The following is a 12,945-nucleotide window of genomic DNA, read 5'->3' on the forward strand; positions in this document are numbered from 1 at the left end:
ATATGCTTATCCGAGGAGAAATATTCTGTTTGCTAAAGGTACATTATCATTCAATAATAATCTGATGTCCCGCAGCTTTTGTTAAACGATTCATAATTGCATTTCCTATGCCTTCATTCGGGAATGATTCACTAAAAATAACATCTACTTCACTTGCATCAAACGTTCTAAGCACATCATATAACTTAGTCGCAACGCTGGCTAAATCGCTTCGCACACCACAAGACAATACAACATCTGCACTATACACATGCTGATACTCTTCTGTCGTTAATACACCTACTTTAAATCCTTCTTTCTTTTTCTCATCCACAATACGTTGAATAAACTCACGGGACCCTTCAACAATACTAAGTGGCGCTTTCGGTGCATAATGTGTATATTTCATTCCAGGTGATTTTGGTTTTTCTTTCTCATCCTTTAAAGCTGGATCTAAAGAAACATTTCCTATCACGGCCTCTAATTGCTCCTTCGTAATCCCACCTGGACGTAAAATCGTCGGAACCTCGCTCGTACAATCAATTACAGTTGATTCAACGCCTACTCCTGTTGCCCCGCCATCAACAATACCAGCAATTTTCCCATTTAAATCTTCATACACATGAGAAGCTAACGTTGGACTTGGGCGTCCTGAACGATTCGCACTCGGTGCCGCAACAGGCACGTTTGCCTCTTCAATAAGGGCGAGCGCTACTGGATGATCCGGCATCCTCACTCCGACTGTATTAAGTCCTGCCGTAACCCTCTCTGAAATCCCTTTTTTTCTCGGTAAAATGATTGTTAATGGTCCTGGCCAAAAATGCTCCATTAACTTTTCTGCAACCGGCGGAATTTCTCTTACGATACCATCTAACTGAGATTTTGTTCCTATGTGGACAATCAGTGGATTATCGCTCGGTCTCCCTTTCGCTTCAAAAATTTTCGCTATCGCTTCATCATCCATTGCGTTTGCTCCTAACCCATATACCGTTTCCGTTGGGAAGGCTACCGCTTCATTTTCTCTTAATAATCTTGCTGCTTCTTTTAATTGTGGATAATATTTTTTTCTTTCCACAACATTATCCACAACCCACATATTTGTATGCATTTTTTCCCACGTCCTTTTCTACCATGAAATACTTGTCTATTTTTAGTTTACTATGAGATTTATCCAAAAGACAAACAAGGTTTATCCACAAAATGTGGATAAACCTTGTTAATCCGTGGATAACTTTGTGAATAGCTGACAATTTAGTATTATTGCATTTAGCTCTTTTATATTTTTACAAAAGTGTTCTAACTGTCGAATTTCCTCTGGCACTTCCTCTTTCTCTATAATGACAAAGTTAAAAAACTGAAAGATGGTCACAGATTGTGGATGATTTGTGAGTAAGTACAATTGTCGAATATCTTTTTCTTTCATATACTGCAAAAACATCTCGAAAAAATATAAGAAAGTCTGTTTATCCACATTAGGTGTGAATAAACAAGAACGGATAAGTGCATTTTCTCCACTTTGTTCATATCCAATTACCGCTCGTATTTCTCCCGCCTCTTCCAAGATCATAAATTGTGCGTACAACTCATTTATTTTATCATCTTTTTTATTAGCTTGTCCGAAAAAAGAATGTAATCTTTCTACATCTGCTTTCGTAGCAAAATACACGTTCTTCATAGTAAATCCCTCCTCATTGATATATATGAGGAAGGATTTATTAATAGCACTATTTAGAGAATAAAGATGTAAAAGCTTCGACGATAAATAATTTAACCTCTGGTTTCTCTTCCTCTTCTACTGTTACGTATTCATTTTGCTTTTCTTGTTTTTGCTCCACAGGTTTCTCCACTTTTTCCACAGTTTTTGTTTCTACTTTTTTTACAGGCTGTTCTTCTACTTGTGTTTCGTGTTTTACTACTTTCTTTTCCTGTGCTGTTACTTTTTCAGCTTTTTCCGGCTTTACTACTTTCTTTTCTTTCACCTTATCCTCTTTCTTCTCCGGTACATCCACCACTTCCTCATCTGATTGTCTCACCTGCTCCTCTTCAGGAGATTCAGCTTTCACAACATGTTCTTCTTTCCTTACAGCTGTACCACTTGAAAAATCTAAGAAACACATCGGTGGAAATAATACACACCACCAGTTTGCACCTTCACCTTTTCCAATTGTAATAAGTACCGCTTCATATTCTCCTGCCGGATAAATAAAATTCCCATATACCTTTGTAGGAAACTTCACATTCTTACCGAATTTCACTTGAAACGCCTCTTTACTTCCTTCTCTTTTCAGTGTATTTGCCACTGTCTTTTCAATTTCAGGAATATGATTTTGAATTACTTTTCGAGCTTCTTCAAATGACGTTAAATCCGCTACCCATCCATCAATTTGCGCTTTTACTTCATCGCGTACTTTACGCTTTAACGCCTGATCTTTATCGGAATCACTATTAGCTAAAATACGTAATCGAACGGCCTCTTTCGGAATAACAGTAGGCCCTTTTGCATCAGCTTTCATATATCCAAACTGCACAAGTAACTGTGCACCAATTAATAATAAAAGAAAGTAAGCAATAACTTGTTTTTTCATTTCCTCCACCGTCCCCTCTAGAAACAGTGTGGACAGACTTTCATCTTTCTAAACTATTAAATTCAAAATCTATATAAAAAACCGATAGAAAAGCATTTTTTTAATTGGCGAGAGGAACTGGCTATGTATAGGTAATAAGGTGCGTATTTTCGCTGAAATAATTCCCCTTACCAAAATTCTAAATAAAATGTATGGCTGAGTAGTTGCGAATTTTTCATACAAAAAATAGAGTAAGGCTTATGCCTTACTCCATCTCTGCAAATACCATGCGATCTTTTCCATTAATATCAAATACAACTTCAACTTGAGCGCGCGGGAAAGTTTGCTGTAATAATGCTTTCACATCTTCACCTTGCCCTACACCAATTTCAAACGCCACAATCGCCTTGTTCTGTAATACATTCGGCAATTCCTCCATAAAACGACGATAGAAATCTAGTCCATCTTCCCCACCAACAAGCGCACGCTTCGGCTCATGCTCCTTCACAACAGTAGAAAGACCACGCCAATCTTCCTCTGGTATGTACGGAGGATTGGAAACAACAACATCTAACTTCTGACCTGTTTCATAAAACGGAGACAGTAAATCGCCGTGATAGAATGTTACATCCGCCCCTAAAGTTTTTGCATTTTCTTTTGCAACTTCAATCGACTCCTGTGCGATATCTACTGTATACACATGAAGATTTTTATTTTCTAAAGCGAGCGTAATAGAAATCGCTCCACTACCTGTTCCAATATCCGCTATGTGAAGCTCCTCATTACCGAAATAGCGCTCAATTCTCTCTAGTACTCCAACTATAAGTTCCTCTGTTTCCGGTCTTGGTATCAATACCTCTTCATTTACAAAGAATGATCGGCCATAAAACATTTCATAACCGAGCATATATTGGATCGGAATACCTTCTACATGCTTGTGGATAAATTCTGCAAAACTTTCCTCTTGTTCCGCAGTTATTTCTTCACGCATATTCATGAGCATTCCGGTTCTGTTCGTCTTTAATACATGACAAAGGACAATTTCTCCCGCATTTTCATCTCGTCCATTTTCCTGTAAAAAAGAAGAAGCCCATTTCAGGGCTTCATAGACACGCATTACTCAGCTGCCTCCATCTTTTGCGCCTGATCTTCCATCACTAAGGCATTGATGAAATCATCTAACTTACCTTGTAGGATTTGATCTAGCTTTTGAATCGTTAAACCGATTCGATGGTCTGTAACACGGTTTTGCGGGAAGTTATACGTACGAATACGCTCTGAACGATCTCCCGTACCAACAGCTTGTTTACGGTTTTGATCATACTCAGCTTGCGCTTCTTGTCTAAATTTATCATAAACACGTGCGCGTAATACTTTCATCGCTTTTTCTTTATTCTTAATTTGTGATTTCTCATCCTGACAAGATACAACTACACCAGTCGGTAAATGCGTTAAACGTACCGCTGACATCGTTGTATTAACGCTTTGTCCACCAGGACCACTAGAAGCAAACGTATCAACACGAACATCTTTTTCATGAATATTAATTTCTACTTCTTCTGCCTCTGGTAGTACAGCTACAGTTGCTGTAGATGTATGAATACGTCCGCCAGATTCCGTTTCAGGAACACGTTGTACACGGTGAGCACCATTCTCGAATTTCAGCTTCGCGAAAGCACCTTTACCGTTAATCATAAAGATAATCTCTTTATATCCGCCTAACTCTGTATAGCTCGCTTCGATAATTTCAGTTTTCCAACCTTGCACCTCAGCATAACGGCTATACATACGATATAAATCACCAGCAAATAAAGCTGCCTCGTCACCACCAGCAGCGCCACGAACCTCAACGATAACGTTTTTATCATCATTAGGGTCTTTTGGAACAAGTAAAATTTTCAGACGTTCTGATAATGTTTTCTCTTGTCCTTCTAATTCAGAAACCTCTTCTTTTACCATATCACGCATATCAGCGTCTAACTTATCTTCTAACATTGCTTTTGCATCTCGTAATTGCTCACGAACATCTTTATACTCACGGTACACCTCTACCGTGTCCTGAATATCAGATTGCTCTTTTGAATACTCACGAAGCTTATTTGTATCGCTAATAACCTCTGGGTCACTTAACAACTCATTCAACTTCTCATAACGATCTTCTACAGCTTGCAAACGATCTAACACACCATTCACCTCTACATCCTAGTATCTAATACAAATAGTATATGGTACTTAATCAAAAAAACGCAAATTATATTTAAAAGCGTAAGCGGCTTGCTCAGGATCGCAGGACATTGGAACTCTCGACCTTGAAGCGCTTTTTGCTTCGAGCGAGAGAGTGAAATGGCCGGAGATTCTAGCCGCTGAAGCTAGATAATATTTAAAGCGCAAGCGGCTCGCTCAGAATGGGAGGAGGTTGGAGCTTCTGACAGAGAGGCGCTCTTTGCCTCGCAGGAAGAAGCGAAACCACCGACCATTCTAGCCGCTGGAGCTAGATAATATTTAAAAGCGCAAGCGGCTCGCTCAGAATGGGAGGAGGTTGGAGCTTCTGACAGAGAGGCGCTCTTTGCCTCGCAGGAAGAAGCGAAACCACCGACCATTCTAGCCGCTGGAGCTAGATAATATTTAAAAGCGCAAGCGGCTCGCTCAGAATGGGAGGAGGTTGGAGCTTCTGACAGAGAGGCGCTCTTTGCCTCGCAGGAAGAAGCGAAACCACCGACCATTCTAGCCGCTGGAGCTAGATAATATTTAAAAGCGCAAGCGGCTCGCTCAGCTCTGACTGGCTAAGGTTCTCTCGCACAAAAGGTGCTTTTCACCTTGAGTAGCGGCGGTTCTTAGACACGAAGAGCTTGCCACCAATCTTCATCTATTTTCGAAAAAAACCCGCTCTACATAGCGAGTTTCACTTATCTTTGTTTTGTAGGTACTGCATGACAATGACGACAACGTGGTTCATACGATTCTGAAGCCCCAACTAAAATAATTGGATCATCAAATGCCGCTGGTTCTCCATCGATTAAACGTTGCGTACGACTTGCAGGAGATCCACATTCAGAACAAACTGCCTGCAATTTAGTTACATGTTCAGCAATCGCCATCAGCTGAGGAACTTGTCCAAATGGTAGACCACGGAAATCTTGGTCTAATCCAGCTACAATGACACGATAGCCACGATTTGCCAATACTTGCACCACTTCCACAATGTCCCCATCAAAAAATTGTACCTCATCGATTGCAATAACATCCATTTCTTCTGTTACATGGTTAAATATATCTTTTGAAGCTGAAACAGGAACTGCTTTAACCTTTAATCCATTATGTGATACAACATCTTCTTCACTATAACGATTATCAATACATGGTTTAAATACAATCGCATGTTGTTTCGCAAATTGTGTACGGCGTATACGGCGGATGAGCTCTTCTGATTTCCCAGAAAACATACTCCCGCAAATCACTTCAATCCAACCATTTTGATTCATTAAGTACATTGAGCTCTCCTTTCATCTACTTTCCTAATCCAAAGTAGGGTAAAGGTTTAATATTTTCGCAAAAAAAACAGACAAGCGAATACATACACTTGCCTGTTTTATGTTCTTTATTACTTGATGCCGTATTTCTTATTGAAGCGGTCAACACGTCCGTCTGCAGTAGCAAACTTCTGACGTCCAGTGTAGAATGGGTGAGAATCAGAACTGATCTCAATTTTTAGTAATGGATAAGTGTTACCATCTTCCCACTCAACAGTTTCGCTAGAGCCTTTTGTAGACCCGCTTAAGAATTTGAAGCCAGTGTTCGTGTCCATAAATACAACTTTATTGTAATTTGGATGGATTCCTGCTTTCATTCTTTTCATCTCCTTCCGCCCTGAATCATTTTCGAAACAGAGTTTTTCATCTTCAGCTGCTTACACAACTATATTGATGAAACACATATGATGAAATTATAACAAGGCTAACTCCATTTTGCAACTACCTGTTTTTGTCTTTTTAAAATTAAAAGTGGAGGCGGCTCGCTCAGCTCTGACTGGCTAAGGTTCTCTCGCACAAAAGGTGCTTTTTACCTTGAGTAGCGGAGGTTCTTAGACACGAAGAGCTAGCCGCCGGAACTGGATATCAATTAAAAGCGCAAGCGGCTCGTTCAGAATCGCAGGACACTTCAAGCTCTCAATACAAATATGATTTCCACCTCAAAAAACAAATTTTTCCATATATTACTCTCTCTAATATTCCCTTAAAAACATAAAAAACTCGCTTACTACGAAATAAGCGAGTCCCCATCTTTTCCCTTTACTTAGTGGTTACATACCTTTTTGAGTCTGCAACAATGTTTTGTAAAAATTCTTCATTTGTCTTTGTTTGACGAAGTTTACGTAAGAAGCCTTCAACAAAGTCTGGTGTATCACGCATTGTTTTACGAATACCCCACAGCTTGTCTAAATGTTCTTTCGGAATTAATAGGTCTTCTTTACGCGTACCAGAGCGACGAATATCAATCGCTGGGAAGATACGGCGCTCAGCTAATGAGCGATCTAAGTGAAGTTCCATATTTCCAGTTCCTTTAAACTCCTCGTAAATTACATCATCCATACGAGACCCTGTATCAACAAGCGCTGTTGCTAAAATCGTTAGGCTACCGCCCTCTTCGATATTACGCGCAGCCCCAAAGAAACGCTTCGGTCTATGAAAAGCAGCAGGATCAATACCACCCGATAAGGTTCTACCACTTGGCGGAATAACAAGGTTGTAAGCACGCGCTAAACGGGTAATACTATCCATTAAAATGACAACGTCCCTTTTATGTTCTACAAGACGCATTGCACGCTCTAATACAAGCTCCGCTACTTTAATATGATTCTCTGGCACTTCATCAAAAGTAGAACTTACAACATCACCTTTAACAGAACGTTCAATATCTGTTACTTCCTCTGGACGCTCATCAATTAAAAGTACAATTAATTCTGCTTCCGGATGATTTGTTGTGACACTGTGTGCAATTTCTTTTAACAGACTTGTTTTACCAGCCTTTGGAGGCGCAACAATTAAACCACGTTGTCCAAATCCAACTGGTGCGATTAAATCCATGATGCGTGTCGGTAACTTTTTCGTTTCCGTCTCCAATTTCATTTGGCGATCTGGGTATAACGGTGTTAATGCAGGGAAATGTACACGCTCTTTTGCTGAGTCTGGATCATCTCCATTTACAGCTTCAACTTGTAACAATCCAAAATAGCGCTCATTTTCTTTCGGAGGTCGTACTTTACCAGAAACCTTATCTCCATTACGTAAATCGAAACGACGAATTTGCGAAGCCGAGATATAAATATCTTCTGAGCTTGGAGAATAATTGATAGGACGTAAGAATCCAAATCCTTCTGATTGAATAATTTCTAATACGCCTTCCATGAAAAAGAAACCTTCTTTTTCTGCTCGAGCTTTTAAGATAGAGAAGATTAGCTCTTTTTTCGTTAACTTGCTGTAATACGAAATCTTAAATTCCTTCGCAAGCTCGTATAACTCTTTTAATTTCATGTTTTCTAATGCTGCAATTGACAAATTCATTCAGACACCACACTTTAACTTTATTCTCTTTTCACATGGGTAAAGGGAAAAATACGGAAGGCAAATAAATAATAATGAAAGGCAATAAGTTCAAGTAGGATAATATTCACTATTGTAACCCTTTTATCTAGTTTTAATCAATACGTTGAAACACAAATACAAGAAGCGAAGACAAGAAAATTTGTCTTCGCCTTTTCATATTTCTTTCTTTTTTCTACTCACCTGATTTTAAGGCAGAATAGATAAGGCATTTCTGCTTTTATTTAATCCAGCTTCAGCAGCTAGAATGGTCGGTGGTTTCGCTTCTTCCTGCGAGGCAAAAAGCGCCTCTTCGTCAGGAGCTCCATCCCCCTCCCATTCTGAACGAGCCGCTTACGCTTTTTACTTAATCCAGTTCCAGCGGCTAGAATCTCCGGTCATTTCACTCTCTCACTCGAAGCAAAAAACGCTTCAAGGTCGAGAGTTCCAATGCCCTGCGATTCTAAACGAGCCGCTTACGCTTTTTATTTAATAACCAAATTCGGTTTTTTATTTAAGCTATGGCGGCCGTCTACGAAGCGTACTGTGCCTGATTTTGCACGCATAACAAGGGAGTGTGTTGTTCCGACGCTACCTTTAAATTGAACGCCTCGTAATAGTTCTCCGTCTGTTACACCTGTTGCTGCAAAGATTGCATCGTCACCTTTTACTAAGTCTTCCATACGAAGGATACGATTGATATCTTCAATACCCATTCTTTTACAACGAGCTAGTTCAGCTTCGTTTTGAGGTAAGAGCTTCCCGTGAATTTCTCCACCTAAGCATTTTAATGCGACCGCAGCTAATACACCTTCAGGTGCTCCACCAGAACCGAATAGAATATCTACACCAGTACGGTCAAATGCTGTATTGATTGCTCCAGCTACATCTCCATCGTTAATTAATTTAATACGAGCACCAGCTTTACGAATTTCTTCGATAATTGCTTGATGACGTGGACGGTTTAAAACTGTCGCTACAACATCTTCGATATCTTTATTTTTCGCTTTCGCAACTGCACGTAAGTTGTCGATAATAGGTGCGTCAATATCAACTGCACCAACTGCTTCTGGACCAACCGCTATTTTATCCATGTACATGTCAGGAGCATGTAACAAATTGCCGTGATCTGCAATTGCAATAACAGCAAGCGCATTCCAGCCGCCAGCCGCTACGATATTTGTCCCTTCTAAAGGATCAACTGCAACGTCTACGCGTGGTCCATATCCTGTACCCAATTTTTCTCCGATATATAGCATTGGCGCTTCATCCATTTCACCTTCGCCAATTACAACTGTACCTTTCATCGGAATTGTATCAAATACATCACGCATAGCTGATGTTGCTGCACCATCTGCCTCATCTTTTTTTCCGCGCCCCATCCAACGCGCTGATGATAATGCTGCAGCCTCTGTTACACGTACTAACTCCATAGATAAACTTCTTTCCACGATAATCCCTCTCCTTTAAGTCTTTATATTTCTGCCGTATTTTGTGAACCTTGTTTTTCTATAAAGTATACTTCCGTTAGTAGTGATTCTTCGCTCCCCATTAACGGAAGTATCACCACCTTATCCCGATTGGTGAGGGTTAATAATCGGCGTGGGATACCCCATACTGATTAAAGTTTCACTTTATGCATTCTTCATTTCTTCAATTTCTTGCTTTGTCATTTGTTCTCGCCAAATGTTTGCACCAAGCCCTTTAAGCTTGTCTACTATATTTTCGTAACCTCGATCAATATGATCAAGTCCCGTTACTTCTGTAATGCCATCTGCCATTAAACCCGCAATAACAAGGGACGCACCAGCTCGTAGGTCACTCGCTTTCACCTTCGCACCTTGCAATAAAACCGGTCCAGTCACAATTGCTGAACGGCCTTCTACTTTAATTTGCGCGTTCATACGGCGCAATTCATCAATATGCTTGAAACGTGCGCTGTAAATTGTATCAGTTACAACTCCTGTTCCATGCGCTTTTGTTAAAAGCGTTGTAAACGGCTGTTGTAAATCCGTTGGAAACCCTGGATATACAAGCGTTTTTACATCAACTACTTTTAACCTTCTATTGCCGTTCACTGTAATTTGGTCATCGTTCGTTTCAATTTGAACACCAGCTTCTCTTAGCTTCGCAGTAACGGATTCTAAATGCTGAGGAATAACATTATCAACTGTTACTTCTCCTCCTGACGCAGCCCCTAAAATCATATACGTACCAGCTTCAATACGGTCTGGAATAATAGTGTGGTGACAACCGTGCAGTGAATCCACACCATCAATTCGGATTACATCTGTACCAGCACCTTTAATACGTGCTCCCATACTCGTTAACAATGTAGCTACATCAATAATCTCTGGTTCTTTCGCTGCATTTTCAATAACAGTTCTACCTTTCGCTCGTACAGCCGCTAGCATAATATTAATCGTAGCTCCTACACTAACAACATCTAAATAAATACGTGCCCCACGTAGTTCGTCTGCTCTTAAATAAATGGCACCTTGTTCATTTGTAACATATGCCCCTAACGCTTCAAACCCTTTAATATGCTGATCAATCGGTCGTGGCCCTAAATGACATCCACCTGGAAGCCCAATAACAGCTTTTTTAAAACGGCCAAGCATTGCACCCATTAAATAATAAGAGGCGCGCAATTTTTTCACTTTTCCATTTGGTAAAGGCATCGCAACCATGTTAGAAGGATCGACTACCATCTCTTCTTCCTGCCCATAAGTTACTTTCCCTCCAATTTCCTCTAGTAAGTCTCCTAACATTTTCACGTCCGAAATATTAGGAACACCGCCAATAGTTACTGGAGTATCTGCTAAAATTGTCGCTGGAATTAGTGCAACAGCACTGTTCTTTGCACCACTCACACGAATCGTTCCATTTAAAGCTCTTCCGCCTTCAATTAGCAACTTTTCCATATTGAGCTCCCTTCTTGTGAATGTATTTATCTTCTACTTCTTTATAAGAAGTAGAAGATTCCCCCTTAAGAATCTCAATCACTCTTTCCATCCTGAAACTCAATAAGTAGAAAACCATCACCTGTAGCTCCCCTGCTGTACAAATAGATGAAGATTAACTATTCATCGAATCAAATTACTCAATTCAGATACTTACCACATTTATTAATAGGACTATGCACATTATTTTCTATATTTGCAAACCAAAAATTCACTTTATAAAATCTTTAGACTTGTTCGCGCTTTCATTATACAACGAAAGGAAACCGTCTAAAAGACTAGACGGTTTCCAAAACGGAATTTTATTCTTACGCTTTACCGTTAGAACCGAACTCACGCATTTTACCAGCAACAGTTGCTTTGATAGCGTCGCGGCCAGGTCCAATATATTTACGAGGATCGTAAACTTCTTGGTCTTTGTTTAATGCTTCACGAACAGCTTTTGTAAACTCAATTTGGTTCTCAGTGTTTACGTTAATTTTTGAAGTACCTAGAGAAATAGCTTTTACGATATCAGCAGTTGGGATACCAGTACCACCGTGTAATACTAAAGGTACGCCAGTGAAGTCACGAACTTGTTCCATTTCAGCGAATCCTAAGTTAGGCTCACCTTTGTAAGGACCGTGTACAGAACCTAGAGCTGGAGCTAGGCAATCGATACCTGTTGCTTCAACAAGGTGCTTACACTCTGCTGGATCAGCGTAAATTACGCCTTCAGCGATGATGTCGTCTTCTTGTCCGCCAACTGTTCCAAGCTCAGCTTCAACAGATACGTTACGAGCGTGTGCGTATTCTACCACTTTTTTAGTAGTTTCAACGTTTTCATCGAATGGGTGGTGAGAAGCGTCGATCATTACAGATGTGAAACCTGCATCAATTGCTTCTTTACATTTTTCGAAGCTTGAACCATGGTCAAGGTGAATCGCTACAGGAACAGAAATGTTCATTTCTTCGATTAAAGCTTTAACCATAGCTACAACTGTTTTGAAACCAGTCATATGACGAGCTGCACCCTCAGATACACCTAAGATTACAGGAGATTTTTCTTCTTCCGCAGCAGCTAAGATAGCTTGAGTCCACTCTAAGTTGTTCATGTTGAATTGACCAACTGCGTATTTTCCTTCTAGTGCTGTGTTTAGCATTTCTTTCATAGAAACTAAAGGCATGGTGAATCCTCCTAAAAAACGTTTTTTGTATCCGATAAATTCTTATCGCTGGTAGTATGACCAGAATAAGGTAAAATATGTATATTTACATACCGGACTTCTTTCTACACTCAATAGGATAACAACTTGTACTCAAAAACTCAACTGTATTCACCTGCTCAATAGTCCATGTAAACGCTTTTTTCCATATTTTTTATAAAAAATTCATTTTTTACGCCTCTACAGCAAGCTGATCTCTCACTGCTTGACGAATCTCATCAATATCAAACGGTTTAGCAAAGTGCATTAAAGCTCCTAAATCTTTCGCTTCTTGAATCATATCCAATTCTCCATAAGCAGTCATTAAAATCACTTTAATACTCTCATCAATTTCTTTTACATGTTTTAAAATCTCTATACCATCCATACCTGGGATTTTCATATCTAACACTACTAAATCCGGATTATCTTTTTTCACGATATCTAAAGCTTGAAATCCATTCGCTGCTTGGAACGTCTGATAACCTTCTTTTTGGAACACTTCATGCAATAAAACACGAATGCCATATTGATCATCAACGATTAAAATTTTCCCTTCCATAACTCCCAACCTTTCTGTGTAAGTACAAGATTTAAAGCTTCTTATATCTTATCGGTTTATTTTCGCTACTCTTTGCCAAATCCCTTCCTATTCTTTCTTATTTTACCGTTTCCT

At 39.7% G+C, this 12,945-nt stretch carries 12 protein-coding genes; all 12 read right to left on the bottom strand.

Annotated elements, in window-relative coordinates:
- Positions 1 to 46: 46 nt before the first annotated feature.
- Positions 47 to 1,087, bottom strand: a complete 1,041-nt coding sequence (locus NSQ69_RS26310; RefSeq protein WP_002016299.1) for an L-threonylcarbamoyladenylate synthase — start codon at positions 1,085 to 1,087, stop codon at positions 47 to 49.
- Between the two features lie 108 nt (positions 1,088 to 1,195).
- Positions 1,196 to 1,654 carry a mechanosensitive ion channel protein gene (locus NSQ69_RS26315; RefSeq protein ID WP_002016300.1) on the bottom strand — a complete coding sequence of 153 codons (459 nt, stop codon included), beginning with the start codon at positions 1,652 to 1,654 and terminating at the stop codon, positions 1,196 to 1,198.
- 49 nt (positions 1,655 to 1,703) lie between these two features.
- Positions 1,704 to 2,564 (bottom strand): stage II sporulation protein R, encoded by an 861-nt coding sequence (spoIIR, locus tag NSQ69_RS26320; protein ID WP_016093640.1) that lies wholly within the window; start codon positions 2,562 to 2,564, stop codon positions 1,704 to 1,706.
- 244 nt (positions 2,565 to 2,808) lie between these two features.
- Positions 2,809 to 3,660 carry a peptide chain release factor N(5)-glutamine methyltransferase gene (prmC, locus tag NSQ69_RS26325; RefSeq protein ID WP_341099837.1) on the bottom strand — a complete coding sequence of 284 codons (852 nt, stop codon included), beginning with the start codon at positions 3,658 to 3,660 and terminating at the stop codon, positions 2,809 to 2,811.
- Positions 3,660 to 4,727, bottom strand: coding sequence for a peptide chain release factor 1 (gene prfA / locus NSQ69_RS26330; RefSeq protein ID WP_002113060.1), 1,068 nt, complete (start codon positions 4,725 to 4,727; stop codon positions 3,660 to 3,662). The genes prmC and prfA overlap by 1 nt, the downstream gene beginning before the upstream one ends.
- Positions 4,728 to 5,449: 722 nt before the next feature.
- Positions 5,450 to 6,034 (bottom strand): thymidine kinase, encoded by a 585-nt coding sequence (locus NSQ69_RS26335; protein ID WP_002016305.1) that lies wholly within the window; start codon positions 6,032 to 6,034, stop codon positions 5,450 to 5,452.
- Positions 6,035 to 6,144: 110 nt separating this feature from the next.
- Positions 6,145 to 6,390: a type B 50S ribosomal protein L31 gene (locus NSQ69_RS26340; RefSeq protein WP_000643447.1), complete on the bottom strand. Its 246-nt coding sequence runs from the start codon at positions 6,388 to 6,390 to the stop codon at positions 6,145 to 6,147.
- Between the two features lie 442 nt (positions 6,391 to 6,832).
- Positions 6,833 to 8,104 carry a transcription termination factor Rho gene (gene rho / locus NSQ69_RS26345; protein ID WP_002016308.1) on the bottom strand — a complete coding sequence of 424 codons (1,272 nt, stop codon included), beginning with the start codon at positions 8,102 to 8,104 and terminating at the stop codon, positions 6,833 to 6,835.
- A 503-nt stretch (positions 8,105 to 8,607) separates the two neighbouring features.
- Positions 8,608 to 9,573 carry a class II fructose-bisphosphatase gene (glpX, locus tag NSQ69_RS26350; protein ID WP_341099838.1) on the bottom strand — a complete coding sequence of 322 codons (966 nt, stop codon included), beginning with the start codon at positions 9,571 to 9,573 and terminating at the stop codon, positions 8,608 to 8,610.
- 183 nt (positions 9,574 to 9,756) lie between these two features.
- Entirely contained in the window at positions 9,757 to 11,046 is a 1,290-nt protein-coding gene (gene murA, locus NSQ69_RS26355; protein ID WP_002034893.1) for a UDP-N-acetylglucosamine 1-carboxyvinyltransferase, read from the bottom strand.
- A gap of 347 nt (positions 11,047 to 11,393) precedes the next feature.
- On the bottom strand, positions 11,394 to 12,251 hold the full coding sequence (locus tag NSQ69_RS26360) for a class II fructose-bisphosphate aldolase (RefSeq protein ID WP_002016312.1): 858 nt from the start codon (positions 12,249 to 12,251) through the stop codon (positions 11,394 to 11,396).
- Between the two features lie 211 nt (positions 12,252 to 12,462).
- Positions 12,463 to 12,831 (bottom strand): sporulation initiation phosphotransferase Spo0F, encoded by a 369-nt coding sequence (gene spo0F, locus NSQ69_RS26365; protein ID WP_000398592.1) that lies wholly within the window; start codon positions 12,829 to 12,831, stop codon positions 12,463 to 12,465.
- Positions 12,832 to 12,945 lie beyond the last annotated feature (114 nt).

This window comes from Bacillus sp. FSL R10-2201 (assembly GCF_038008665.1).
GTDB classification, from domain to species: domain Bacteria; phylum Bacillota; class Bacilli; order Bacillales; family Bacillaceae_G; genus Bacillus_A; species Bacillus_A mycoides.